This is a genomic window from Saccharothrix sp. 6-C (assembly GCF_016695385.1).
GTDB classification, from domain to species: Bacteria; Actinomycetota; Actinomycetes; order Mycobacteriales; family Pseudonocardiaceae; genus Actinosynnema; species Actinosynnema texasense.
This window is the reverse complement of record NZ_CP064192.1, coordinates 4,625,844-4,651,040: the sequence shown is the minus strand read 5'-3', so window position 1 is coordinate 4,651,040 and position 25,197 is coordinate 4,625,844. Positions and strand designations below refer to the sequence as shown.

Below are 25,197 nucleotides of genomic sequence, written 5' to 3'. Positions count from 1 at the left end.
AGATGCAGTACCTGGTTTCCGTCATCGACGACAAGGTCGACCCCGGCAGCACGGACCGGCAGCCCGCCATCAGCGCGTTCAACGAACGGCTGATCGCCGACGGCTACTGGGTCTTCGCGGGCGGCCTCGCGGACACCGACTCGGCCACGGTCGTGGACAACCGGGGCGAGGAGGCGGTGTTCAGCGACGGGCCGTTCGTGGAGACGAAGGAGTACCTCGCCGGTTTCTGGGTGTGGGAGGCCCCCGACCTGGACGTGGCGCTCGGACTCGCCACCGAGGCGTCGAAGGTCTGCGACCGCAAGATCGAGGTGCGGCCGTTCCGATGAGCGACGTCGACGAGGTGATCACCCGGGCCCACCGCACCGAGTGGGCCCGGGTGGTCGCCACCCTGACCAGGCGCTTCGGCGACCTCGACCGCGCCGAGGAAGCGGCCGCCGAGGCGTTCGCGATCGCCGTCGAGCGCTGGCCTGCCGACGGGGCGCCGCCCAACCCCGGCGCCTGGCTGACCACCACCGCCAACCACAAGGCGATCGACCGCATCCGCCGCGAGGGCAAACGTGCCGAGAAGCAGCAGGAGGCCGGGATGGCGCACGACGACGACCCGCCCGAGCCGCACGGCGTCATCGAGGACGACCGGCTCCGGCTGATCTTCACGTGCTGCCACCCGGCGTTGGCGGCGCAGTCCCGCCTGGCGCTCACGCTGCGCATGGTCGGTGGTCTGGGCGTGCCGGAGATCGCCCGCGCCTTCCTGGTGGCCGAGAGCGCCGTGGGGCAGCGGATCACCCGTGCGAAGGCCAAGATCAAGGCGGCGCGCATCCCCTACCGCGTGCCGTCCGCCGAGGACCTCCCCGCCCGCGTGTCCGGCGTGCTGGCCGTCCTGTTCCTCGTCTTCAACGAGGGCTACCTGGCCACCGGGCCCGACACCGACCCGGTGCGCCGAGACCTGACCGCGGAGGCGATCCGGCTCACCCGCCTGATCCGCGCCCTGCTGCCGGACGACGGCGAGGTGGCCGGGTTGCTGGCGCTGATGCTGCTCATCGAGGCCCGCCGCCCGGCCCGGGTGTCGACCGGCGGCGAGCTGGTCCCCCTGGCCGAGCAGGACCGCGGCGCGTGGGACGCGACGCTGATCGCCGAAGGCCACGGGCTGGTCCGCGAACGCCTCGCCGCGGCCGCCGCCGGCGTCGCCCCGGGCCGCTACCAGATCCTCGCCGCGATCAACGCCGTGCACACCTCCGCCCGCGACATCCGCGACACCGACTGGTCACAGGTCCTCGCCCTCTACGACCAGCTCGTCCGCGTCGACCCGTCGCCGGTGGTCGCCCTCAACCGGGCGATCGCGGTCGCCGAACTCGACGGCCCGGACGTGGCACTGGCGGCCGTCGACCGCCTCGAGGACCGGCTGGCCGGCTATCACGCCTACCACGCCACCCGCGCCGACCTGCTGCGCCGGCTGGGCCGCAGCGGGCCGTCGCGCGCGGCGTACGACAAAGCCGTCGAGCTGGCCGGCAACACCGCCGAGATCGCCTACCTGACCCGCCGCCGTGACCAGCTGGGGTGACGCCCGCGGGTGACCGGCAGCGCCGTCACGGCCAGGGGTCGCCCCACTCGACGTCGCGGGCGGCGCGGTAGGCGTCGGGGTCGCGCTTGCTCACCACGCGGTCCTCGATGGCACCGTCCTGCGCGCACAGTCGCAACTGGACCATCCCCTTGCGGCGCAGCGGGTGGCGCAGTACCCGGTTCCCGGCGTGCGGACCCGGCACGCGGGTCGCGACGACGTAGGCGAACTTCTCGTCCTCGTGGCCGAGGGTCGCCGACTTGACCTGCCGGTGCAACGACGTCCGGGCCACCCGGGCGGCGAAGTGGCACCAGTCGGACCCGGCGATCGGGCAGGCGGCCTCGTGCGGGCACGGCGCCGCGACCGAGCGGCCCGCGGCGATCAGCCGGTCCCGCGCGGCGAGGACCCGCCGGTACCCGGCCGGCGTGCCCGGCTCCACCACGACCACGGTGTCCGCGGCTTCGGCCATCGCGTCCACCACCTTGCCGCGCAGGGCTTCCGGCAGCTCACCGAGCACATAGGACAGGGTGGCGACGTCCGCTCCGGGCAGGGCGGTCGTCGGTCCCAGCACGCCCCGGACCCACCGCGCGGACCGCAGCGCGGGGCTCGTCGCGCCCGCCACCAGCCTGGACCCGAGCCGTGACGCTTCCTCGGCCTGCTCGAACACCGTCAACGAGGTCAGGTCCGGCCACGTCTCGGCCGCCGCCCACAGCGCCGCGCCCGTGCCGCCACCCACGTCGAGCAGCGTGCGCGGCGCGAGGTCCGGGCGTTGCGCCGCGGCTTCCCCGAGGACGTGGCGCAGCACGGCGTACGTGGCCGGCATGCGGTAGGCGGCGTACGCGCTCGCGTCGGCGCGGGTGCGCAGGATCGGCTCGCTCGCCGCGCCGCCTTCGCGGTAGCGGGCGGACAGCCGTTCGACGACGGGTGCGAGCGCCGCCGACTTCTGCCCGGCCAGCTCCGCCTCCAGCGCACGCCGAAGTTCCTCCGACACGGGCCACTCCATCCGGTTCGACGAAAGCCGGATGTTATCGGTCGTGCACGTCGTTCGGGCCACCGCCGTCGAGGGGGACGGCGCCCGTCCTCGACGGCGGTGGCCCGGGTGGCACTCTTAGCGTTGTCGGCGCGGCGTCACCTCAGGTGTCGGGCGAAGAAGCGGTTCGCGTCGTCGCCCTCGAACTGCGGGACGCCGGTGTGCCCGCCCATGTTGGCGTGCAGCGTCTTCTCCGCGGAGCCGAAGGCGTCGAACAGGTCCAGGGCCACCTGCCGGTCGTTCCCCTCGTCGTCCCACTGGAGCAGGACCTGCAGCGGGATGGTGACCTGCCGGGCCTCCTCGACGATGGCGCGGGGCACGTAGCTCCCCGCGAACAGGAGCGCGGCCGAGATGCGGGGCTCGACGACGGCCAGCCGGACGCCGATGGAGATCACCCCGCCCGAGTACCCGACCGGGCCGCCGAGTCCGGGCAGCGGGAGGAGGGCGTCCAGGGCGGCCCGCCACTCCGGGACCGCCTGGTCGACCAGCGGGAGGACGAGCCGGTCGACGACCTCGTCGGCGACCGGCTCACCGGCCCGCACCGCCCGGCGCAGGTCGGCGCGGGCCTGGTCGGCGGCGGCGGAGCGGGGGCGGTCGCCGGAGCCGGGCAGCTCGATGGTGGCCGCGGCGAAGCCTTCCGCCGCGGCGTGCCGGGCACGGGCCGCCAGCCGGGGGTACATCGTGGGCAGTCCGCCGGGGTGGCCGACCAGGACCAGCGGCGCCGGTGCGGCGGACGCGGGTGCGGGCGTCCACAGGATGCCGGGGATCTCGCCGAGGACGAACTCGCGTTCGAGGACGCCGTCGTCGAAGCGCTGTTCGGAGGTGAATCGCATGGTCGTGCCTTTCGGGAGTGCTCGCGAACGGCGCTCCCGGGCGACCTACCGCCCGACCGTGACCCCTGAGGGGAGCACCCATGTCGAAACGTCCACGGGTACCACCTCCTCGGTCTCTCGCACGGCCGCCGGAAACGTAGCAGCGGTCGCCTCGGCCCGCCAACCGGGTTTCGCGGGCGGTGGCGTCACGGCCGGCAGCTCCCCGGCGAACGGTGACGTGGAGATCACATCTGATTGTGACCCCGATCTTGGTGTGCCTTAATGCCCACAAGTGCTTGTTGCCTATCTTCGGCAATAACGATCGAGGGGGAGTGCCGTGCGCAGGTCTGCTCGGTTCCGCGCGGCGGCCGTGGCCGTCGCCGGGATCGCCTTGGCGTCGTGTTCGACCGAAGCGCACCGCGCGTCCGGCGGCAGGCCTGCCGAGCTGCGGCTGGCGATCGGCGGCGAGTCCGAGGAGGGCTACGACCCGACGTTGGGCTGGGGCCGCTACGGCTCGCCGCTGTTCCACTCGACACTGCTGGCCAGGGACGCGGACCTGGACATCGTCAACGACCTGGCCACGCGGTACGAGGTGAGCCCGGACCGTCTGGTGTGGACGGTCGACGTGCGGGCCGACGCGAAGTTCAGCGACGGCCGGCCGGTCACCGCGCGCGACGTGGCCTACACGTTCACCGCGGCCTCCAAGAGCGGCGGGGCGACCGACGTGACCGTGCTGCGGGAGGCGGTCGCGGTGGACGAGGACACCGTGGAGCTGCGCCTGACGAAGCCGCAGAGCACGTTCGTGAACCGGCTGGTGTCGCTCGGGATCGTGCCCGAGCACGCGCACGGGCCCGACTACGCGCGCAAGCCGGTGGGCTCCGGGCCGTTCGTCTTCGAGCAGTGGGACGAGGGCCAGCAGCTGATCGTGCGGCGCAACGACGCCTACTACGGCGCGAAGCCCGCGTTCGAGCGGGTGGTGTTCGTCTTCACGGGCGAGGACGCGAGCCTGGCCGCGGCGAGGTCGGGTCAGGTCGACCTGGCCGCGCTGCCGTCGTCGCTGGCCACCGGCGAGATCCCCGGCATGAGGCTGACCAGGGTCGAGTCCGTCGACAACCGGGGCATCGCGTTCCCGTTCCAGCCCGACGAGGGCCGGCGGACCGACGAGGGGCGGCCGATCGGCAACGACGTGACGTCGGACCTGGCGGTGCGGCGGGCGGTCAACGTGGCGCTGGACCGGCGGGCCCTGGTGGACGGCGTGCTCAACGGCTTCGGCCGCCCGGCCACCGGCCCGGTCGACGGGCTGCCCTGGTACGAGCCGGCCACCGCGGTCCCCGACGACGACCCCGAAGGGGCCAAGAGGGTGTTGGAGGCCGCCGGCTGGGTCGACGCCGACGGTGACGGCGTGCGCGAACGCGGTGGCCGCCGGGCGGAGTTCCCGCTGCTGTACCCCGCCGGCGACTCGGTGCGGCAGGGCCTGGCCCTGGCCGTGGCGGACATGCTGAAGCCGATCGGCGTCGCGGTGACCGCCGAGGGCGAGAGCTGGGAGGTCATCCGCACCCGCATGCACGCGGACCCGGTGCTGTTCGGCTGGGGCAGCCACGACGCGACCGAGATGCACAACCTGTACTCGTCGGCGCAGGCGGGCGTGGAGCTGTGGAACCCCGCGCTGTACCGGAGCCCGGTGGTGGACGCCGAGCTGGACGCGGCGATGGCGGCCGCCGACCCCGCGCAGGCCGCCGCGCACTGGAAGGCGGCGCAGCGGCAGTTCGGGCCGGGCGCCGACGCGGCGTGGGCGTGGCTGGTCAACCTCGACCACACCTACTACGCCGACGCGTGCCTCGACCTCGGGAAGCTCCAGGTCGAGCCGCACGGGCACGGCTGGCCGATCACCCAGGGCATCGCCGGGTGGAGCTGGACGTGCTGACGGCGGGTTCCGCGGCACGCCCGGTGGTGGTCGCGGTCGCCGCGCGGGTCTCGCGCCTGCTGCTCCTGCTGACGGCCGTCGCGGTCGGTTCGTTCGTGCTGATGGTGAACTCGCCGGTGGACCCGGTGGCGGCCTACGTGGGCGCGGACGTCGCGTCGCTGGGCTCGGCGCAGCGCGCGCTGATCGCCGAGCGGTGGGGCTTGGACGACCCGGCGCACGAGCGGTTCCTGACCTGGTTCGGCAACCTGCTGGGCGGTGACTTCGGGTTCTCGCTGACGTTCAACCGGCCGGTGCTGGAGGTGATCGGCGACAAGTTCCTGACCAGCCTGGCGCTGATGGCGCTGGCGTGGCTGCTGTCGGGCCTGGTCGGCTTCGCGCTCGGCCTCGTCGCCGGGACGCGCCGGGGGCGGTTCGCCGACCGGGCGATCACCTGGTTCTCGTACACGCTCGCGTCCGCGCCGACGTTCTGGGTCGGGCTGCTGCTGCTCTACGTGTTCGCGGTGTCGTGGAACTGGGCGCCGGTGTGCTGCGCGGTGCCGATCGGCGTGCCCGCCGACGAGGTGGGGCTGGGCGACCGGCTGGCGCACCTGGCCCTGCCCGCGATCACGTTGAGCGTCGTGGGGATCGCGCCCGTGGTGCTGCACACGCGGCACGCCGTGGTGGAGGCGCTGGCCTCGGACCACGTGGCGTTCGCGCGGGCGCAGGGCGAACGCGGCCTGGGTCTCGTGCTGCACCGGGTGGTGCGCAACGCCGCCGCGCCCGCGCTGCTGCTCCAGTTCGGCTCGATCGGCGAGCTGTTCGGCGGCTCCGTGCTGGCCGAGCAGGTGTTCTCCTACCCCGGGCTGGGCGCCGCGACCACGACGGCGGCGCTGGGGCAGGACGTGCCGCTGCTGCTGGGGATCGCCCTGTTCACCACGGTGCTGGTGTTCACCGGCAACCTCGTCGGCGACCGCGTGCACGCCGCCCTCGACCCGAGGTCACGGCTCGTCGACGTGCGGAGGAAGCGATGACCGCGGTCGTGACGAGGGTGGACCGCCGCACCCGCACCCTGGTCCTGCTGGGCGTGTCCGCGGTGGTGGTGCTCGGCGTGCTCGTGGCCGGTTCGTGGGCCCAGGACGCCGCGCGGACGACGTCGTTGGGGGAGCGCAACAGCGCGCCCTCGGCCGGGCACTGGTTCGGCACCGACTGGCTGGGCCGCGACGTGCTCGCCCGCGTGCTGTCCGGCCTGCGGATGAGCCTGGTCGTCGGCACGACCGCCGCCGCGATCTCCGCGGTGATCGCGCTCGTCCTGGCCTGCGCCGCCACCGTCGGCGGACCGCGGGTCGACGCCGTCGTGAGCTGGCTGGTGGACCTGTTCATGGCGTTGCCGCACCTGGTGCTGCTGCTCCTGCTCGCCTTCGCGCTCGGCGGCGGCACGGACGCGGTGATCATCGCGGTGGCGGTGACGCACTGGCCGCACCTGACCCGGGTGCTGCGGGGCCAGGCCAAGCAGGTGGTCAACTCCGACTACGCGACCGCCGCGGTCCAGTTGGGGCGCAGCCGGTGGTGGGTCGCCCGCGAGCACGTCGCCGGGCACCTGACCGGGCACTTCCTGGTCGGCCTGGTCCTGCTGTTCCCGCACGCCATCCTGCACGAGGCCGCGCTGTCGTTCCTCGGCCTGGGCGTCGATCCCGCCGAGCCCTCGACCGGCATCCTGCTGGCCGAGTCCATGCGGTTCCTCTCGACGGGCGCGTGGTGGCTCGCCGTGCTGCCCGGCCTGTGCCTGCTGCTGGTGGTCAAGGTCGTCGACGGCATCGGCGACAACCTGCGGTCACTGATCGACCCGAGGAGCCACCACCTGTGACCACCGCACCGGCGACCCCGCTGCTGGACATCCGCTCGCTGGCCGTCTCGTTCACCCAGTACGACCGGGGGCTGCGCCGCCGCACCGTCACCGCGCTGTCCGGCATGGACCTGACGACCGACCGGGGTGAGCTGGTCGCCCTGGTCGGCGCCAGCGGAGCGGGCAAGAGCCTGCTCGCCCACGCCGTGCTGGGCATGTTGCCGCCCAACGCCGCCGAGAGCGGCACGGTGCGCTTCGACGGCGTCGTCCTCGACCCGCCGGCGCGGCGCGACCGGGCCGGCCACGACATCGCGCTGCTGCCCCAGTCGGTGACGTTCCTCGACCCCGTCACCCCCGTCGGCCGCCAGGTGCGCCGCTCCGCGGAGCTGGCCGGCCGGACGTCGCCGGACGTCGTCGCCCACGCGGCGCTCGACGACCGCGGGCTGGGACCGGAAGTCCACCGGCAGTACCCGCACCAGCTGTCCGGCGGCCAGGTCAGGCGCGTGCTGACCGCCATGGCGCTGATGGGTGATCCCGCGCTGGTCATCGCCGACGAACCGACCCCCGGCCTGCCGCCCGAGGCGGTCCGCGCGGCCCTCGCGGACCTGCGGCGCATCGCCGACCAGGACCGCGCGGTCGTGCTCATCACCCACGACCTCGCCGCCGCCCTGGAGGTCGCCGACCGGGTCGTCATCTGCCGCCACGGCCGCACCGTCGACGAGGCGCGGCCCGCCGACTTCCGCGCGGACGACCTGACCCACCCCTACACCCGCGCCCTGTGGCACGCCTTGCCCGGCAACGGGTTCCGCCTCCTGGAGGACGCATGACCCTGCGCGCCGACGACGTGTGGTTCCGCTACTCCGGCAAGTCGCGCTGGGTGGTCGCGGGGGTGTCGCTGTCGGTCGAACCGGGTGAGGTCGTCGGCCTGCACGGGCCCAGCGGCGCGGGCAAGAGCACCCTCGGCCGGTTGCTGTCCGGCATCCTGCGCGCGCAGCGCGGCCAGGTCTGCGCCGACGGACGGGCGCCGCGTCCCGGGCGGGGCACGGCCAACCCCGTGCAACTCGTCTCGCAGCACGCCCTGCTGTCGCTCGACCCGCTCTGGAAGATCCGGCGGAGCCTGGCGGAGACCGGCGTCGGGGAAGACGTCCTCGACCGGCTGGACCCGGCGTTGGCCCCGCCGGCGCTCCTGGACCGCTTCCCCCACGAGATCAGCGGCGGCGAGGCCCAGCGCGTCAACCTCGGGCGGGCACTCCTGGCGGACCCGCGCTTCCTCGTGGCCGACGAGATCACCGCGAGCCTCGACCCGATCAGCCAGGTCGAGATCTGGGAGCTGGTGCGCGCCGCCGTCGAGTCGCGGCGGATCGGCGTGCTGGCCATCTCGCACGACCGCCCGCTCCTCGACGCGGTGGCGCACCGGGTCCTCGACTTCCAGGACCTCGTGGACGCGCCGTCGACCCCTAGGGGTCGTTAGCCCTCGGCTCAGGGTGTCGGCCGGATGTCGCGGGTGGCCGCCGGCCGTAGGGTCCTCGTGTGCCACTCATCGAGACCACCGCGCTGGGAATGCGCTACGACGACAAGGTGACCGCCTTGGCGGACCTGACGTTGGACATCGAGGCGGGTGTCGTCGGCCTGGTCGGGGTCAACGGCGCCGGGAAGACCACGCTGATCAAGCTCGCGCTGGGGCTGCTGACACCCACCAGCGGGCGGATCCGCGTGCTCGGCCTCGACCCGATCGCGGACGGGGAGCAGGTCCGGGCGAAGCTCGGCTACATGCCCGAGCACGACTGCCTGCCGCCGGACATGGTCGCCGCCGAGTTCGTCACGCACATGGCGCGGGTCAGCGGCCTGCCCGCCGCGGCGGCGCGGGAGCGGGCGTCGGAGACGTTGCGGCACGTGGGGCTCTACGAGGAGCGCTACCGCCGGATCGGCGGGTACTCCACCGGCATGAAGCAGCGGGTCAAGCTCGCGCAGGCGCTGGTCCACGACCCCGAGCTGCTGCTGCTCGACGAACCCACCAACGGGCTCGACCCGGCGGGCAGGCGGGCGATGCTCGACCTGGTGCACCGCATCGGCACCGAGTTCGGCATCTCGGTGGTGGTCTGCTCCCACCTGCTCGGCGAGATCGAGCGGATCTGCACGTCGCTGGTCGCCATCGACGCGGGCACCCTGCTGCGCTCGGCGACGCTGTCCTCGATGACCGAGCACAACGACCTGCTCGTCGTCGAGGTCGACGAGGGCGCCGAGCGGCTCGCCACCGCGCTCGCCACCGGCGGCGTGGACGTGCGCCGGGACAACCGCGTGCTGACCGTCCGCCTCGGCGAGGACGACGGCGCGGTGTACGACCTGATCCGGGACGCCGTCGCGGACCTCGACCTCAGCCTGCACCGGCTGGAGCGCCAGCGCCACCAGGTCGCCGACCTGTTCCGCGCCCGCCCGGCCGAGGAGGTGTCCCATGTCTGAGCCCGGCGTCATCCACGACATCGGCTACCAGCGCTACACCGGCCCCCGGCTCGGCCCCGGCTACTCGGCCCGCTCGCTGTACGTGCACAGCGTCCGCAGCGCCTACGGCCTCGGTCGCAGCCCGTGGGCGAAGGTGCTGCCGATCGGGCTCGTCGGCCTGGCCGGCCTCGCCTCCCTGATCATCGTGATCATCAACAGCCAGCTGTCCGAGCCGGTGCTCGACTACGTCGGCGTCGCGTCCACCTTCACCTTCGCCGCGACGGTGTTCGTCGCCGTGGTCGCGCCCGAGCTGGTGTCGGTGGACCTGCGCACGAAGCTGGTGCAGCTGTACCTGTCGCGCCCGCTGAGCCGGTCGGGCTACGCGCTGACCAAGGTCGCCGCCCTGGCCACGGCGACGTTCCTGCTGTTCGCGGTGCCCATGCTGATCATGTTCGTCGGCATGGCCTTCGGCACCGACGACGGCGTGCCGGGGGTGCTGGAGGAGTTCGGCGGGCTGCTCGTCGGCCTCCTCGCCGCGGCCGTGCACGCCGTGCTGCTGTCGGCGCTGGGCCTGCCGATCGCGTCGCTGTCGGGTAGGCGGGTGTTCGCCACCGGCATGATCATCGGCGTCTTCCTGCTCACCGCCCCGATCTCGGCCGTCCTGCGCGAGCTGGACTCCGGGACCATCGGCTCGCTCGCCGGGCTGCTCGACCCGACGAGCCTGCTCAACGGCGTGGACCAGTGGCTGTTCGGAGTGGACGTCGACATCGTCCCGATCGGCTCGTTCGGACCGGTGTACGGCCTCGTCGCGGTCGCGCTGACCGCGCTGGGCACGATGGTCGCGGTGTGGCGGTACAGGGGGATCAAGTCATGAACACGGTCGAACTCGCAGGCGTCTCCCGCTGGTACGGCAACGTGGTCGCGGTCAACGACGTGACCCTGTCGATCGGCCCGGGGCTGACCGGCCTGCTCGGACCCAACGGCGCGGGCAAGACCACCGTGCTGCACCTCATGGCGGGCCTGCTGGCGCCGTCGCAGGGCCAGGTCGTGATCGGCGGCGAGCCCGCGTGGGCCAATCCCGCCATGTACCGCAAGCTGGGCCTGGTGACCGAGCGCGAGAGCGTGCCCGGGTTCCTCACCGCGTGGGAGTTCGTCCTGGCCAGCGCGAAGCTGCACAAGCTCCCCGACCCGGCGGCCGCCGCCCGCGCCGCGCTGGAGACCGTGGACCTGCGCGACGCGCAGGACCGCCGGATCTCCGGCTACTCCAAGGGGATGCGGCAGCGGAGCCGGGTCGCCGCGGCGCTGGTGCACGAGCCGGACGTGCTGCTGCTGGACGAGCCGTTCAACGGCATGGACCCCCGGCAGCGGATGCACATGATGGAGTTGCTCGACGGCATGGCCGGGCAGGGGCGGACCATCGTGTTCAGCTCGCACATCCTGGAGGAGGTCGAACAGCTCTCCGGCACCGTGCAGGTGATCGTGGCGGGCAGGCTCGCCGCCTCCGGCGACTACCGGCACATCCGGCGGCTGATGACCACCCGCCCGCACGTGTTCACCATCGCCTCCTCCGACGACCGCCTGCTGGCGACGGCGCTGATGGGCGAGCCGTCGGTCTCCGGGGTGAGCATCGCCGAGGCGGGCCTCCAGGTGCACACCAGCGACTACGGCGCCTTCACCCGGGCCCTGGCCAAGATCGCCAGGGCCCGGGGCGTCCGGCTGACCACGATCCTGCCTTCGGACGAGTCCCTCGAGAAGGTCTTCTCCTACCTGGTGACCACATGATGAACCCGACGATCATCCGCCTCACCGCGCGGGCGCTCCTGGGCCGCAGGCGCGTGCTGCTGCTGCTCCCCATGCCGATCATCCTGATCGGGCTGACCCTGCTGAGCGTCTTCAGCGAGGAGCGCGAGACCCCGTCCGACTGGGGCCCGCTGGTCTTCTCCAACCTCGGGCTCGCGGTCATCCTGCCGCTCACCGCGCTGATCGTCGGCAGCAGCGCGCTCGGCCTGGAGATCGACGACGGCACCATCACCCACCTGATCACCAAGCCGCTGCCGCGCTCGGAGATCATCCTGTCGAAGCTCCTGGTGGCCTGGCTGGTGACCACCGCGGCCACCGCCGTGCCGCTGGCCGTCGCGGCCCTGATCGCGGGCTCCGGCCCGCTGGCGGTCGGCCTGGTCGCCGGCACGGCCCTGGGCGGGTTGGCCTACAGCGCCTTGTTCCTGGCCCTGAGCGTGATGACCAAGCGGCCGGTCGCGGTGGGCCTCATCTACATCGTGCTGTGGGAGAACCTGCTGGTGTCGTTCGTCGACGGCGCCCGCGTGTTCAGCATCCGCCAGCACGCGACGGCCATCGCGGACGCGATCGGCGACACCCCGCTGATCTCCTCGACGCTCTCGGTGCCGACCGCGTTGGTCATGGCGTCGGTGTTCGTCGTGGTGGGCACGGTCGGCGCCACCCGTCGGCTGCGGTCCTTCGCGCTGACGGGCGAGGCGAACTAGGTCGCGTTCCCGGTGCGAGGGCTCGGCACCGCCGCACCCCGCACCGGGAACGCGGTTCGGGAGGGGGAGCGGGCCTCTGCCGGTGCGTTCAGGCGAAACCGACTTCGGCCAGGTCGAGCAGGCGGCACATGTCGTGGAAGCCGTGCACGCACGCGGCGAGGACGGCGTCGTGGCGCCCGGAGGTCCGGGCGAACAGCAGCAGGAAGTAGGGGTCGAGCAGGTCGGGGTCGTAGGTGTTCGCCTCCACGACCACACCGCTCACCGGGTCCTCGAACCGGCAGTGCTCGCCGTGCACCTCGATCACCCACGTGACACCGGCGGCCTCGACCTCGCCCGGGTGCTCGTCGCCGCGGTCGTGAGCGGGGAGGACGTCGGCGCGGAGGGCCGCGACGAGCGCGCCGGCGCACTGCCGGAAATCGGCGATCAACACCTCCAGCGCCGGCCGCAGCTCCTTCGCTTGCGCCGCGCCGACCAGTCGCATCACCACGAGCACCGGCCCGCCGGACACCGATCCCGGCGAGGCGAAGACCCACAGGTCCTCGGGCAGCGACGCCCGCAGTTCCCGCGCGGACGCCGAGGCGGCGTCCAGGTCCGAGGCGACACCGACCGGGAGCATCAACGACCGCCCGCGCTCCACCCGCCGGGCGATCTCGTCCGGCGTGAGCACATCCCGCGGTGAAACGTCCACGAACGGGAGCGTAGGCCAGGGTTCGACTGGTGGCGGTCGGAGCACGCACAGGGTGGCGATCCCTAGTGCCGCGTTACGAGAGGTTGGGGTGGTGATCGTGTCGGGCTGACCGCTGCTGGTGGAGGTGTTGCCGGTGGCTCGTCAACCCGAGGTGTTCGTGCGGCCGTCGGAGCCGTGGCAGGCTCAGCGGATGGTCAAGGTCGCGCGGTCGACCAGGGACCGGGTTCGCGCGCGTCGCGCGGGGATCGTGCCGACTTCGTGGCAGGGCCGCAGCGTCACCGCGATCGCGCAGTTGTTCGCCGCGTCGCCGGGGTAAGTGCCGGACTGATCCACGCGTGCGACGACACCGGGTTCGCGGCGCTGGGCCCGAAATGGTGGCCTACCTGGCCGAGCACCGCCGGCTGCTGCTCGACCGGGACACGGGCGGGTGCTCTGCTCGGATGAGTTCGGCCCGCTGAACCTGCGACCGCGACCCGATCGGGGCTGGTTCCGTCGCGGGCATCCCACCCGGCATCGGGCGACCCGCACCCGCACCGCCGGAGTCCGCCAGGTGTTCGCCGCCCTCGACCTGGCCACCGGACAGCTGTTCCCACCGCTTCCGCGATCGGAAACGGTGGCGGGAGCATCTCGGCTTCCGCGCGTGCTATCGATAGCACGCCCAGCCTTGCGCGTGGTTCTGCTCAAGTACCGCGTACGCCCCTCCGCCGTACTGCAAACTGCAGGCGTGGTTGAGATCCATGTCTCGCACTCGGTAGGTCGCCCAGCCGAAGGGCGGGCCCACCCACATCGAATCCACGCAACGCCATCCCCTCGCGTGGTTCTCAACCAAGTAGGCGATGCCGGCGTCCCCCGGGTTGACCGTTCTCTGACAGTAGGCGCCCAGATCGATGCCGCCGAGGCGGGTGGCCGCCGAGGCCGGCGGGGCCATGACGGCCAATCCTGACGTGACTACGACCGTGACGGCCGCTGCGCTCAACCAATCCCGTGCACCCATGTCAGCCTCTCCTGTCGCTCAACGTCCCGCCCCTTCGCGCACCGAGAGCAAGTCTGCCCCTCGCTGGGCACGAACTGGACGAAGAACACCGGATTTGTCCTACAACTGTCCAGAGCGTGTGCCCGGACGGCTCGACGCACCCACCGGTGACCGTGTCGAACAAGCCGTCACAGCACCAGCAACACCTCTACCAGCAGCGTCCCAGCCGCCACCAGCAGCGGCCAGCCCGACACGATCACCACCCCAACCTTTCGTGACGCGGCACCACGACAGCACGACATCGGCACGGACGGTGGTGACACAATTCGCTTGTGCCGGACGAGAACCTGGTGGGCCACTGGTCGGACCGCGACCTGTACCCGCACGACCCGGAGTACTCCGAGGTCGTGTTCCGCGCCGACGGCACGGGCTGGACGTACTGGTGCAGCTGGAGCACGGAGTTCACCGTCGAGCGCTTCCGGTGGCGCGAGACCGCGCCCGGCGTGCTGGAGGTCGAACCGGCCGTGCGGCTGTCCGGCACGTGGTCGGCGATCGACGGCGGGACGCGGCACGAGGTGGAGGACCGGGAACCGCTCGGCACGACCTCGTTCCGGACCTACCGGATCACCGACGACCCGCTCGTGCTGGAGCTGGACCGCCCGATCGACACCGCCCTCGGCGGAACCCGCTTCGCCCTGCTGTCCCGCGAAGCCGTCGACCCCGCGCCCGCGCACGGCTGAGGTTCAGGGCTGGAACAGCGCGGACAGCCTGGGCAGGTGCTCGCGGAACGCGTCGTCGTCGGACCAGTGCCACCCCGGTCCCGCCGGTTCACCGGGGCGGGACAGGCCGGCGAGTGCCCGGTCGACCGCCTCGTGGAACGAGTCGGTCTCGCCGCACACCCGTCGGTAGGCCTCTTCGACGGACGTGCCGATCGACTGGAAACCCAGCCAACCGCCGCCTTCCTCGTCGGCCATCGCGCGGACCACGGGCAGGTCGGCGAGCGTGTCCGGGTCGTCGACGGCCCGGGTGAACACGTCGCGGCCTTGGAGGACGAGCCCGTCGCGGAAGTCCATGAACCCGTCGTCACCGCAGCCGCCCTCGATCAAGTACGCCGCGTGCCACAAGGGGTGGCGGTACGCGGAGTCCGTGACCTGGACGAAGGTGATCTCCCAGTCGACGATGTCGTCCGCGCCGAGCTTCGCGAGCTCGTCGGTCAGCGCGTCGGGCAGCGGGTCGTCGGCGTCGTCGCGGTCCCCGGCGCGGTCGCCCACCGCGACGCGGGCACGTTCGACCACGGCCCACCAGTCGTCGATCTCCACCGGCGCATCGTATAGGTGAACGACACTGGTGCTCCGCGGTTGCCGCGTGCTCATCCAGTCGCGGCGCCGCGTTCCTCGGCGGACCCGGCGCAGGAGCACCAGTCGCCGTCACAGGGCCGGCCGACCTCGCTGCCGTACGGCTCGAGCCCGCGCACCGACGCGAGCGCCTCGGCGCGCTGCTCGTCGGTCAGCCCCGGCCCGTCGGCGCTGCCGAGGTCCCAACCCGGCGCCCTGGACGGGACGTCCTCCACATCGCCGACCACCGCGCCGTCGACGAACAGCGTGTACAGCGGGTGGTGGGGGAAGTCGTTGAGCCTCAGCACCCACCAGGCGCCGTCCACCCGGGCGGCGAACGCGAACGCGCGGGCGCCCGTGCGCCGCCACCTGACCGGACGTGCCAGAACGTGCACCGGTTCGGACATGGGTGCCAGCATGTGGCGCGCAACCTCTGCGCCGCAAGCTCATTCGTTGCCCCGCACGCACCGTGATCGATCCGCTAGGTTGGCGACGGTCGACCCCGGTGCGGTTCGCCACGGAACCGCCGGCAACGCGCGGAAGGACGGGCGATGGACGCGGCGCAGGCGATCTCCCTGGTGTCGGAGCGGATCAGGTCCGCAGGGGCGGACTACCCCACCGAAGGTCTGGAAGCCGAGCAGTTCTGGGGCGGCTGGTGCGTCTTCGCGCCGGTGATGGTCGCCGACCCCGACCCGGCGGACGACTCGCCCGAACCGGCGGAGCGGTCGGTGTTCCTGGTCGGCCCCCACGGACAGGTCGAAGAGGTGTCCGCGAGCGGACCGGCGGAGGACGCGCGCTCGCGGTTCGAGGAGGCGTGCCTCTGGTTCGGCGCGGGCCAGCCACCCCGGGAAGGCGGCTACACCGGGCAGAGCAGCCCGGACTTCAGCCGGTTCGTCCGGCCACGCCCACCACGTCCCGCCGTCGCCTACGACCACCAGGCCGTCGACGCCTTCGCCCAGGCGCTGCTGCACGAGCACGACTTCCCCGGGTGGCTGATCGACCGCCTGCGCGAGCTGGGACACCTGCTGGGCGGGGCGGGCTACCTGGTCGCCCGGCGCCCGGACTCCTCGCAGGCCCGGCGGCTGGTGGAGTTCCTGGACCCGGACTACGACGGTCGTGCGCCGTCGCCCCCGGCCGCGGTGTGGCGCACCTGGCCGCCGGTCGACCCGGCGGGCCTGCCCGACGCCGACACCGAGGGGTGGCTGCTCGTCCCGGGCGAGGCCATGTGCGACATCCTCCAGGACCTCGACGCCGAGACGGACGCCGCGGCCCGCTTGTTCGACACCATCGCCGGCCGCCTCCGACAGGCGTCCCCATGGCGCTCCTGCGGCGTCGCCGACGTGTTCCCGCAGCTCGTCGCGGTGCGCCGGGCCGACCTGGGCGAGGCCGACCTGGCCGCCCTGCGCCGACTCGCGGTCGAGGACGACGCCGAGGACTTCCTGGACGCCCTGCTGGCCACCTCGTCCTCCACCGACGGGGACGCGCAGGCCTTGCTGCGCCTCGCGCTCGACGCCGAGCGACGCGGCTCGGAGGTCGTCGACCTCGACGCCGCGGCCACGGCGGCGTACCGGCGCGTGCTCAGCCGCCTCGGCATGGCCTTCGAGAACGACTGGTTCGACGCGCTGTTCACCGGGGAGGACCCGGAGGACTCCCCGTTCCGCGAGGAGGATCGCCCCGGGGTGACCGGCGACGTCCGCGGCGGCGGCTCGGCGGTCGCGGACGCGCGGGCCGCGATCGCGCTGGTGGTCGAGTCGATCAGGTCCCGCCGCCTGGACTACCCGACCGAGGGGCTGGTGGCGGATCGCTTCGAGGCCGGGTGGAGCGTGTACGCGCCGGTCGAGGTGGACGAGAGCGACCCGATGGCGTTCCTGGACATGCCGGTGGGCCGGTCGGTGTTCCTGGTGGGCGACTCGGGGCGGCTCAAGGAGACGTCGAGCTCGGTCCCGCCGAGGCAGGCGGAGGACGAGTTCATCGCCGAGGAGCGCGCCGCGAACGGCATGATCGACATCGAGTGGGCGGCCATGCAGTTGAAGGAGGAAGGCGTCATCCAGAGCTTCACGATCGTCGACACCCCGCCCGAGGAGGCGATCGCCGAGCGGGCGTCGAGGTTGATCGAGCCGATCGTCCAGCAGCTGGCCCTGCTCGGCCCGCCCGGGTGGCGGCGGTTCGGCGCGGTGTTCGCGGTCACCGCGTCCGCCGAGAGGGGCCGGGTGCGGTTCCGGACCGAGCGGTCCGACGACGCGGTCCCGGTGCCGGAGTCGGTCATGGCGTTGGTGCGCGAGCAGCGCGAGGTCGCGGCGCGGATGCCGGCGGGGCCGTGGTGGCGACTGCTGCTGACCGTCACGCACCTCGGCGAGACGACCGTGGAGTACGACTACGGCGACCAGCCGTTCCCGACCGAAGACCTGTTCGCGCCCGAGCACTACCGCGACGACCTGGCCGCCTACCCGCGCGACCGGGTGCCCGCCTGGCTCGCCGACCACCTCGCCGACCGCCTCGCCGCCGACGACGACCCGGGGGAGGGCTTCGAGGCCGAGATCGAGTCGAGGCGGTTGCGCGCCGACGCCCGGGCCGTCAGCTACGGCGACCGCTCGATCGCGCTCGACCGGGTCGAGTGGGTCCGCTACCTCAGCGCCCCCGCCACGACGAAGCGCTTCCTGGGCCTCGGTTCGCGGCAGACCCTCTGGTACTTCTCGCTCGGCGCGTACCCGGCGACGTTCGCGAACAAGATCGACCTGGAGTTCACCACCGAGGGCAAGGACGCCGCCCCGCCCGAGGCGTGGTCGTTCCTGGTGGACCTGGCTCGGCGCCACCTCGAACCGCGGCTGGTCGCCCGGCTGGCCGACCGGGTCCGCCAGGGCGAGACCGTCGACCTCGGCGGCTTGCGGGTGCGCCGGGAAGGCGTCGACGTGCAAGGGGGAACCCTGCCGTGGAGCGCGATCACCGACGTGCGGATCGCCGACAACCGGGTCTCGATCCACCGGGCGGGCGCGTCGGAACCCGCGGCCTGGGTGCCGTCGGGGAACGTGAACGCGGTGCTCCTCCCCGGAGTGGTCGCCGCCTTCACCTCACGGCCGTAGGCCCGCGGCCCAGACCGTGCGCTCGGTGCGCAGCGCGAGGTCGTCACGGCGCAGCAGGCCGTGCGGGCTGCCCGTGTCGAGCAGCCGGTCGAGCGCGGCGAGGTCGTCCGCCGCGAGCTCTTCGGCGACGGCGCCCCGCAGGCGCCGCAGCACACCCAGGGCGTAGCGGCCGATCGCCGGGTCGCGGGCTCCCTCGATGTCGACGGCGACGGCGAGCTCGTCGGCGACGGTGAAACCGGCGGCGGTCAGCAGGGCTCCCCAGTCGGCGCCGCGGTGGGGCACGTGCTCGGCGTGCAGGCGGTCGGCCGCGGCGTGGAGGCGGTCCTCCAGGCCGGGCCGCTCGGCGGGGGCGTGCTCGGGCAGGAAGCGGGGGAGTCCGGCCAACTCGACGACCGCGACCAGGCCGTCGGGCGCGAGCAGGTCGCGGACGGCGCGCAGCGCGTGGTCGGGGTCGGCCAGGTGGTGCAGGGACGCCGACGCCCACACGAGGTCGGGTGTGCCCAGGTCGGGCCAGGTGGTGTCGTCGAGGTCGGCCGACACCACGCGCACCTGCCCGTCGACACCGCGGGCGCACGCCTTCTCCCGCAGCCGTCGCAGGTGTTCGGGTGAGGCGTCGACGGCGATGACGTGCGCCTCGGGGAAGCGGTCCAGGAGCGCGAAGGTGCCCGCTCCCGTGCCGGCGGCCAGGTCGACGATCCGGCGCGGGTCGCTCCGCACCGGCAGCCATCGGGTGATGGCGGCGATGTGCTCGGCGAGGACTTCCGCGTCCAGGTCGAGGATCTCCGCCTGCCCGCCGTCGCCGCTCTGGTGGTGGTGGCCGTGTTCGTGGTGGGTGTGCGGTGGTGGCATACCGCCACGCTAAGCCCGTACTGCGCCAACGGCACGTTGTCTTGCGGGAAACGCAAGACGAACGCTGCTCGTGCTGCCGGGCGCGCAAGGCGGTGGCTACGAGCCCGCTTGCGCGTCACCCTTCCCGGCTTGACCGTCGGTCTCGCGGTGGCCGCGACGGGCGTCGCGGTCGAAGATGAACATGATGTCGCAGGGGCCGCCCTCGGCGCCGATCGCGTGCGGCATCATCGTCGGGAACTCGGCGGCCTGGTTGGTCTCGACGCGGAAGCGGCGGTGGCCCAGCACCAGGGTCGCGGTGCCGGACAGCACGACGAGCCATTCCCGGCCCGGGTGGGCGCGCATCCTGGCGGGGTTGTCGGGCGGCGGCTCGGTCAGCCGCCTGCGCATGACGCTCATGGCCGGGTCGCCCTTCATCGGCCAGCTCAGGTTGTGCGAGCCGTGGGTCATCGGGCTGATGACGACGTCGTCGGCGGCGTTCTCGACGAGCTGGTCGAGGGTCGTGTCCAGCGCTCGGGCCAGGGTGACGAGCTGGTCCAGCGCCAAGCGGCGTCGACCGCTCTCGATGCGGCTCAACGAGGACTGGCTGAGGTGGGCGCGGGCGGCCAGCTCTTCGAGGGACAGCCCCTGCGCGACCCGCAGGGCGCGGATGCGCTTGCGCACGAGGCCGTCCAACCCGCCGTCATCTTGCGTCATAGGCAACATGCTATGCACCTGGTGCAACCTGTGCTCAACGTCGAAGGTCGTGATCGTGGTGGCGGGCTTGGGGGCAACCACGTCACCGACCACGAGCGCCGCGAGCCGCCGTACGCGCTGGTGGGCCAGAGTTGGACGAGGTAGTGCTCGACTGGGTCGAGGACCGCGAGCGCGTGGACAGTGCCCTCGGCGATGTCCTCCCGTCGGCCGGGTTCCAGTGGAGGAGCGCCGGCGTGGCGCTGCACCGACGGCCCGACAGCTCCGGTGTGGACTCCGGTGGCGATGGCGAGCACGCCGGGGAAGTTCGGCAAGGCGCCGCTCGTTCAGTCGCGGCTCGTGGAGCGGTTTCGGGACCACTCGGCGGCGTCGGCTCCGTAGCGGGTCAGGAGGCGGGCGAACTGGATCCGTTCTTCCGGTGACCAGGTGGCGGTGATCTCCTGGAACGCTGCTCGCTGTTCGGCGGCGAAGCGGGTGCGTTCGGCTTCGCCGTGGGCGGTGAGTTCGAGCACGGTGCGGCGGCCGTCGGCTTGAGACGCCGCACGGCGCAGCAGGCCGTCCGCTACGCAGGCCGCGACGGTTCGGCTGGCCACCGGTTGGGCGACGCCCATCTCGGTGGCCAGTACACCGACGGTCATCTCGCCCGGCGCGTCGGCGACCACGTTGAGCACGAGGTTGCGGGAGAGGTCCTTGCCCGAGGCCGGCGCCCGTCGGCGCAGACGTGACAGCGCCGGGCCGATCTGGTCGAGCACCAGGTCGTCGGAAGGCTGCTCGGGGGAGGGGGCGCTGCTCATGTGACGGAGTCTAGGTCCGGCCCGCGCAGTTGCATACCTTTAGGCAAGTATATAACTTTGGGTATGGAAATTCCGGGCGAACGAGGAACGGGGCGGACTGCCATGAGGCTCACCGCGATCACGAACGCGCAGGTCTTCGACGGCGAGAAGTCGGTGGGCGTGCAGACCGTGCTCATCGAAGGCGGGAGGATCGCTCGGGTCGGCGGCGACGTCCCGAGCGACAGCGAGGTCGTCGACGGCGCCGGCGGCACCCTGCTGCCTGGCCTGATCGACGCCCACGTCCACTCCGCGCCGGGTTCCCTGGCGCTCGCCCTGCGGTTCGGCGTGACGACCGAACTGGAGATGCAGGGGATGAACACGCGGGAGAACCGGGGGCACATCACCGATGACGACACCCGGGCCGACATGCGCTCCTCCGGCTTCGCCATCACGCCGCCCGGTGGTCACCCGAGCGAGCTGATGCCCGAGGGTTTCCGGCCGAAGTGGGACCTGCCGCCGGTGATGCCCCTGATGCCGTTCTCCACCACTCCGGAGGAAGCGGCCGCCTTCGTGCCCCAGCTGCTGGCCCGGGGGTCGGACTACATCAAGTTCATGATCGACGACGGCAGCGTGGAGGGACACCCCGGGCTGCCCTCGCTCGACCAGGCCACGGTGAACGCCGGTGTGGCCGAGGCCAAGAAGCACGGCGCCCTCACGGTGGCCCACGCGCTGACCGCGGAGGCCACCAGGATGGCCGCCGAAGCAGGTGTCGACGGCCTCACCCACGTGTTCGTGGACCAGCCGCACACCGCCGAGATCATCAGCGTCATCAAGGACGCGGGCATGTTCGTGATCCCCTGCATCTGCCTCAACGCCTCGCTGATGGGGCACACCGCCAGCGAGCTGGCCGACGACCCCCGGGTCGCCGCGCGCCTCGACGAGAAGTGGGACCGGACCCTGCGCTCCAGCTACAACCGCTACCCGCAGGGCAAGCTCGATGACGTGTACGACACCGTGCGCGCTCTGGACGCCGCCGGCGTCGACGTGCTGGCCGGCACCGACGTCTCCATGGCCGAGACGTTCTTCGGTGGCCTGGCGCACGGAGCGAGCCTGCACCACGAACTGCGGCACCTCGTGGCGGCCGGCCTCACCCCCGCACGGGCCTTGCGCGCGGCCACCGCGACCACCGCCCGCCGCTTCCGCCTCGGCGACCGGGGCCGCATCGCCGAAGGGCTCCGGGCCGACCTCCTGCTGGTCGACGGCGACCCGCTCGTCGACATCGACGCCACCCTCGACACCAGGGCCGTCTGGCGTCGCGGCACCCGGCTGGCGGCCTGACCCGCGGTACTCCCGCCCGGGGACGGATCGAGCCGCACCGCCGGCCTGGTCCTGTCACCGGTTGGTGTGGTCCCGACCGTGGTTGCCGGGAGGCCGGCGGGGCACCCGAGGAGGACCGCGGCGGGAGGGGTGCCGGATGTGTCGTCTGTTCGGGTTGTCGGCTTCGCCGCGGCGGGTGCGCGCGACGTTCTGGCTGCTGGAGGCGCCGGACAGCCTGGCGGAGCAGAGCAGGCGCGAACCGGACGGGACGGGGCTGGGCGTGTTCGCCGAGGACGGCACGCCGCAGGTCGACAAGCAGCCGTTGGCCGCCTACCAGGACCGGCAGTTCGTGCAGGAGGCGAAGGAGCGGGAGTCGGCCACGTTCGTCGCGCACATCCGCTACGCCTCCACCGGCGGCCTGGACCCGCGCAACACTCACCCGTTCGAGCAGCGGGGGCGGTTGTTCGCGCACAACGGGGTGATCGGCGACCTCCCGACGTTGGAGGCGGAGCTGGGCGACTACCGCGACCTGGTGGCCGGTGACACCGATTCGGAGCGGTTCTTCGCGCTGGTCACCAAGCACACCGACGAGCACGGCGGGGACGTGGGCGCCGGGATCGCCGCTGCGGCGCGGTGGGTGGCCGACACCCTGCCGGTGTACGCGATCAACCTGGTCCTGGCGACGGCGACCGACCTGTGGGCGTTGCGCTACCCCGACACGCACGACCTGTTCGTGCTCCAGCGCGCCGCGGGTGGGCCCCACGGGGACCGGCACCTGGAGCACGCGAGCACCGCGGGACGCATCCGGGCCCGGTCCGGCGCGCTGTCCGACCACCCGTCCGTGGTGGTGGCCAGCGAGCGGATGGACGAGGACCCCGACTGGCGGGAGCTGCGCCCCGGCGAGCTGCTGCACGTCGACGGCCGGTTGGACGTGACCAGGCGCGTCGTGCTCGACCACCCGCCCCGCCACCTGCTCACGCTCGACCAGCTCGGCGCGCACGCCGCCGCCTCCCAAGCAGGCGCCTGACCCCAGCGAGGTTCCGCCATGTCCCTGGCCCACCCGTCGGACCGGCCGCACCGCGACGTCGCGGTCAACCCGGTGTTCACCCGCGAACCGGTGTCGATCCCGCGCGACCGGATGCCCGACGGGCAGCTCGACGGTGAGACGGCCTACCAGGTGGTGCACGACGAGCTGATGCTCGACGGCAACGCGCGGCTGAACCTGGCCACGTTCGTCACCACGTGGATGGAACCGAAGGCGCAGGTGCTGATGGCGGAGTGCGCCGACAAGAACATGATCGACAAGGACGAGTACCCGCGCACCGCCGAACTGGAGCAGCGGTGCGTGCGGATGCTCGCCGACCTGTGGCACGCCGCCGACCCCGACCACGCCACCGGCTGCTCCACCACCGGCTCCAGCGAGGCGTGCATGCTCGCCGGGCTCGCGCTCAAGCGCCGCTGGCAGCACCGGCGCCGAGCCCGGGGCGAGCCCGCGGATCGGCCCAACCTGGTGATGGGCGTCAACGTGCAGGTGTGCTGGGAGAAGTTCGCCAACTACTGGGACGTCGAAGCCCGGCTCGTGCCGATGGCCGGCGACCGCTTCCACCTCACCGCCGAGGAAGCCGTCGAGCACTGCGACGAGAACACCATCGGCGTCGTCGCGGTGCTGGGCTCCACCTTCGACGGCAGCTACGAACCGGTCGCCGACATCTGCGCCGCCCTCGACGGGCTGCAGCGCGAACGCGGCTGGGACGTCCCGGTGCACGTCGACGGCGCGTCCGGCGCCATGATCGCCCCGTTCTGCGACCCCGACCTGGCGTGGGACTTCCGACTGCCCCGGGTGGCTTCGATCAACACCTCCGGCCACAAGTACGGCCTGGTCTACCCGGGGGTGGGCTGGGTGGTGTGGCGTGACGCCGACGCGCTGCCCGACGACCTGGTGTTCAAGGTCAACTACCTGGGCGGTGAGATGCCGACCTTCGCGCTGAACTTCTCCCGTCCCGGCGCGCAGGTCGTCGCCCAGTACTACAACTTCCTGCGGCTCGGCCGGGAGGGCTACCGCCGCGTCCAGGGCTACTGCCGCGACGTGGCCCGCGACCTGGCCGAGCGGATCGCCGCGCTCGGGCCCTTCCGGCTGATCACCGACGGCACGCAACTGCCGGTGTTCGCCTTCACCCTCGCCGACGGCGAGCAGGGGTACTCGGTGTTCGACGTCTCCGCGGCGCTGCGCGAACAGGGCTGGCTGGTGCCCGCCTACACCTTCCCCGCGCACCGCGAAGACCTCGCCGTGCTGCGGATCGTCGTGCGCAACGGCTTCAGCCACGACCTCGCCGACCTCCTGGTCGACGCCCTGCGCCAGGCGCTGCCGCGGCTGCGCGCCCAGGACCGGCCGCAACGCGGCGAGGAGTCCGCCTCCTTCTCCCACGGCGCGGACACCGCCCGCACCCACCACCGCGACGCCCGCCGCCGTGCCGCATCACCCGACCACCCCCGTCGCTGACCCCGCCTCGCGCGTCGAGAGCACCCTCGCCGGGTGGGCCCCGGCGCGTTCGTCAGCGAGTGCTCCGGCACCCGGTCCCCGACCCCGGACCTGCGGCCGAGTGGCCGGGCGTAGCGGGTCCTCAGCTGCGACGCTGGTAGCCGTCCATCGGCCGGTCGTCCACGCCGGCGACCGCGGCACCGACGCCGTGGGCTGCCCGACCCGCAGCTCACCCGAGTGGCGACCCCTCGACGTGGACGACCGCCGTCCGCGTAACGGATCTGCCCGGCGTGTCGATACGGCTGACAACGCGGTCATCGATCCGGTGGCCGCGCGGTGTGCCGGGAAGCCTGGTCGGCGATGTCGGACAACCTCGTCACCGGAGCCACCAATGAGACGCACCTCCCTCGTCCACGTCGTCCTGGCGGTGCACGCCACCTGCGCCGCGGCGGACCTGGTCCTCGCCGTCGTGTGGTCCAGCTGGGCGCTCGTCTTCGTCGGCGTCGGCTGGGCCTTCGTCGCTTCCGCGCTGCACGCGCACTACCGCCGAGCCGACGACGTGGCGCAACCGGCGCGGTCGTGGAACGACGAGCCGACCGTGCCGCGGGGCTGACGACGGCGCCCGGACCGGAGCGGTGAGCTCCGACCACGGCCACGTCCTCGAGCACCCGCCGCCCGCACTCGGCCGCCATGCGCAGCGCGCAGACGGCCGGCAGGTCGTTGGAGCAGAACACCGCGTCGGGCAGCGACAGCAAGCGGGCCATGGCCGTCGTGCCGTCACCACGGGTATGCCGGGCGCGAGCACGGCGAAGTCGCCTTCCAGCAGCGCCCCGGGGTGAGCAGGGCTTCCTCGACCCGCCCCGGTGCCGAACCCGTCGACCCTGCGGGATGCCGGCCGGCCGACCCAGTCTTTACAACGTTGTATCAACGA

26 protein-coding genes and 1 pseudogene are annotated in these 25,197 nt (G+C 72.9%); 18 read left to right on the top strand and 9 right to left on the bottom strand.

Annotated elements, in window-relative coordinates; all coding sequences use genetic code 11:
• The first annotated feature begins 2 nt into the window (after positions 1-2).
• Both IOD16_RS19395 and IOD16_RS19390 read left to right on the top strand, forming a co-directional pair.
• Entirely contained in the window at positions 3-326 is a 324-nt protein-coding gene (locus IOD16_RS19395) for a YciI family protein (protein WP_201435543.1), read from the top strand.
• The gene (locus tag IOD16_RS19390) at positions 323-1,558 is read left to right on the top strand and encodes an RNA polymerase sigma factor (RefSeq protein ID WP_201435542.1); all 1,236 of its coding nucleotides are present in this window, start codon (positions 323-325) and stop codon (positions 1,556-1,558) included. Before IOD16_RS19395 ends, IOD16_RS19390 begins: the two co-directional genes overlap by 4 nt.
• Positions 1,559-1,583: 25 nt before the next feature.
• Here the strand turns inward: IOD16_RS19390 and IOD16_RS19385 are convergent, their stop codons facing one another.
• Together IOD16_RS19385 and IOD16_RS19380 are read right to left on the bottom strand one after the other, a co-directional pair.
• A complete protein-coding gene (locus tag IOD16_RS19385; protein ID WP_236594217.1) occupies positions 1,584-2,546 on the bottom strand; it encodes a small ribosomal subunit Rsm22 family protein in 963 nt (320 codons plus the stop codon).
• 137 nt (positions 2,547-2,683) lie between these two features.
• The gene (locus IOD16_RS19380; RefSeq protein ID WP_201435540.1) at positions 2,684-3,418 is read right to left on the bottom strand and encodes an alpha/beta hydrolase; all 735 of its coding nucleotides are present in this window, start codon (positions 3,416-3,418) and stop codon (positions 2,684-2,686) included.
• A gap of 316 nt (positions 3,419-3,734) precedes the next feature.
• Between IOD16_RS19380 and IOD16_RS19375 the strand changes: the two genes are divergently transcribed.
• The 9 genes from IOD16_RS19375 to IOD16_RS19335 are packed head-to-tail and all read left to right on the top strand — an operon-like array spanning position 3,735 to position 12,083.
• On the top strand, positions 3,735-5,321 hold the full coding sequence (locus tag IOD16_RS19375) for an ABC transporter substrate-binding protein (RefSeq protein ID WP_201435539.1): 1,587 nt from the start codon (positions 3,735-3,737) through the stop codon (positions 5,319-5,321).
• A complete protein-coding gene (locus IOD16_RS19370) occupies positions 5,303-6,331 on the top strand; it encodes an ABC transporter permease (protein WP_236594216.1) in 1,029 nt (342 codons plus the stop codon). Before IOD16_RS19375 ends, IOD16_RS19370 begins: the two co-directional genes overlap by 19 nt.
• Positions 6,328-7,164, top strand: coding sequence for an ABC transporter permease (locus IOD16_RS19365; protein WP_201435538.1), 837 nt, complete (start codon positions 6,328-6,330; stop codon positions 7,162-7,164). The genes IOD16_RS19370 and IOD16_RS19365 overlap by 4 nt, the downstream gene beginning before the upstream one ends.
• A complete protein-coding gene (locus tag IOD16_RS19360) occupies positions 7,161-7,970 on the top strand; it encodes an ATP-binding cassette domain-containing protein (protein ID WP_236594215.1) in 810 nt (269 codons plus the stop codon). Before IOD16_RS19365 ends, IOD16_RS19360 begins: the two co-directional genes overlap by 4 nt.
• Positions 7,967-8,614 (top strand): ABC transporter ATP-binding protein, encoded by a 648-nt coding sequence (locus IOD16_RS19355; protein WP_201435537.1) that lies wholly within the window; start codon positions 7,967-7,969, stop codon positions 8,612-8,614. Before IOD16_RS19360 ends, IOD16_RS19355 begins: the two co-directional genes overlap by 4 nt.
• A gap of 59 nt (positions 8,615-8,673) precedes the next feature.
• Positions 8,674-9,603: an ABC transporter ATP-binding protein gene (locus tag IOD16_RS19350; RefSeq protein WP_236594214.1), complete on the top strand. Its 930-nt coding sequence runs from the start codon at positions 8,674-8,676 to the stop codon at positions 9,601-9,603.
• Positions 9,596-10,456, top strand: coding sequence for a hypothetical protein (locus tag IOD16_RS19345; protein WP_201435536.1), 861 nt, complete (start codon positions 9,596-9,598; stop codon positions 10,454-10,456). Before IOD16_RS19350 ends, IOD16_RS19345 begins: the two co-directional genes overlap by 8 nt.
• A complete protein-coding gene (locus IOD16_RS19340; protein WP_201435535.1) occupies positions 10,453-11,364 on the top strand; it encodes an ABC transporter ATP-binding protein in 912 nt (303 codons plus the stop codon). The genes IOD16_RS19345 and IOD16_RS19340 overlap by 4 nt, the downstream gene beginning before the upstream one ends.
• Positions 11,361-12,083 carry an ABC transporter permease gene (locus IOD16_RS19335; RefSeq protein ID WP_201435534.1) on the top strand — a complete coding sequence of 241 codons (723 nt, stop codon included), beginning with the start codon at positions 11,361-11,363 and terminating at the stop codon, positions 12,081-12,083. The genes IOD16_RS19340 and IOD16_RS19335 overlap by 4 nt, the downstream gene beginning before the upstream one ends.
• A gap of 88 nt (positions 12,084-12,171) precedes the next feature.
• On the opposite strand, the gene IOD16_RS19330 is transcribed toward IOD16_RS19335, so the two are convergent.
• Positions 12,172-12,771, bottom strand: coding sequence for a hypothetical protein (locus IOD16_RS19330; protein WP_201435533.1), 600 nt, complete (start codon positions 12,769-12,771; stop codon positions 12,172-12,174).
• Positions 12,772-12,904: 133 nt separating this feature from the next.
• Between IOD16_RS19330 and IOD16_RS19325 the strand changes: the two genes are divergently transcribed.
• Together IOD16_RS19325 and IOD16_RS19320 are read left to right on the top strand one after the other, a co-directional pair.
• Entirely contained in the window at positions 12,905-13,087 is a 183-nt protein-coding gene (locus tag IOD16_RS19325; protein WP_201435532.1) for a hypothetical protein, read from the top strand.
• 989 nt (positions 13,088-14,076) lie between these two features.
• Positions 14,077-14,484: a hypothetical protein gene (locus tag IOD16_RS19320; RefSeq protein ID WP_201435531.1), complete on the top strand. Its 408-nt coding sequence runs from the start codon at positions 14,077-14,079 to the stop codon at positions 14,482-14,484.
• 3 nt (positions 14,485-14,487) lie between these two features.
• On the opposite strand, the gene IOD16_RS19315 is transcribed toward IOD16_RS19320, so the two are convergent.
• Together IOD16_RS19315 and IOD16_RS19310 are read right to left on the bottom strand one after the other, a co-directional pair.
• Positions 14,488-15,063 (bottom strand): DUF4240 domain-containing protein, encoded by a 576-nt coding sequence (locus IOD16_RS19315; protein WP_201435530.1) that lies wholly within the window; start codon positions 15,061-15,063, stop codon positions 14,488-14,490.
• Between the two features lie 50 nt (positions 15,064-15,113).
• Complete coding sequence (locus tag IOD16_RS19310; RefSeq protein WP_201435529.1) at positions 15,114-15,485, bottom strand: hypothetical protein; 372 nt, start codon at positions 15,483-15,485, stop codon at positions 15,114-15,116.
• A 144-nt stretch (positions 15,486-15,629) separates the two neighbouring features.
• Between IOD16_RS19310 and IOD16_RS19305 the strand changes: the two genes are divergently transcribed.
• Positions 15,630-18,158: a hypothetical protein gene (locus tag IOD16_RS19305; RefSeq protein ID WP_201435528.1), complete on the top strand. Its 2,529-nt coding sequence runs from the start codon at positions 15,630-15,632 to the stop codon at positions 18,156-18,158.
• Here the strand turns inward: IOD16_RS19305 and IOD16_RS19300 are convergent.
• The 3 genes from IOD16_RS19300 to IOD16_RS19290 all read right to left on the bottom strand — a co-directional run bounded on the left by IOD16_RS19300 (position 18,147) and on the right by IOD16_RS19290 (position 20,491).
• Complete coding sequence (locus tag IOD16_RS19300; protein WP_201435527.1) at positions 18,147-19,007, bottom strand: class I SAM-dependent methyltransferase; 861 nt, start codon at positions 19,005-19,007, stop codon at positions 18,147-18,149. The genes IOD16_RS19305 and IOD16_RS19300 overlap by 12 nt on opposite strands.
• Positions 19,008-19,103: 96 nt before the next feature.
• Positions 19,104-19,700 (bottom strand): helix-turn-helix domain-containing protein, encoded by a 597-nt coding sequence (locus tag IOD16_RS19295; RefSeq protein ID WP_201435526.1) that lies wholly within the window; start codon positions 19,698-19,700, stop codon positions 19,104-19,106.
• A 323-nt stretch (positions 19,701-20,023) separates the two neighbouring features.
• Positions 20,024-20,491 (bottom strand): MarR family winged helix-turn-helix transcriptional regulator, encoded by a 468-nt coding sequence (locus IOD16_RS19290; RefSeq protein ID WP_201435525.1) that lies wholly within the window; start codon positions 20,489-20,491, stop codon positions 20,024-20,026.
• Between the two features lie 102 nt (positions 20,492-20,593).
• Here IOD16_RS19290 and IOD16_RS19285 point away from each other — a divergent pair, with 102 nt between their 5' ends.
• From IOD16_RS19285 to IOD16_RS40430, 4 genes are all read left to right on the top strand, one after another.
• Entirely contained in the window at positions 20,594-21,808 is a 1,215-nt protein-coding gene (locus tag IOD16_RS19285) for an amidohydrolase family protein (protein WP_201435524.1), read from the top strand.
• 136 nt (positions 21,809-21,944) lie between these two features.
• On the top strand, positions 21,945-22,814 hold the full coding sequence (locus IOD16_RS19280; RefSeq protein WP_201435523.1) for a class II glutamine amidotransferase: 870 nt from the start codon (positions 21,945-21,947) through the stop codon (positions 22,812-22,814).
• Positions 22,815-22,832: 18 nt separating this feature from the next.
• The gene (locus tag IOD16_RS19275) at positions 22,833-24,287 is read left to right on the top strand and encodes a glutamate decarboxylase (protein ID WP_201435522.1); all 1,455 of its coding nucleotides are present in this window, start codon (positions 22,833-22,835) and stop codon (positions 24,285-24,287) included.
• A gap of 370 nt (positions 24,288-24,657) precedes the next feature.
• Positions 24,658-24,879 (top strand): hypothetical protein, encoded by a 222-nt coding sequence (locus tag IOD16_RS40430; protein ID WP_236594213.1) that lies wholly within the window; start codon positions 24,658-24,660, stop codon positions 24,877-24,879.
• A 46-nt stretch (positions 24,880-24,925) separates the two neighbouring features.
• On the opposite strand, the pseudogene IOD16_RS40425 reads toward IOD16_RS40430, so the two are convergent.
• Positions 24,926-25,030: pseudogene (locus IOD16_RS40425) on the bottom strand (LacI family transcriptional regulator); the annotation flags it as partial.
• Between the last annotated feature and the right edge of the window lie 167 nt (positions 25,031-25,197).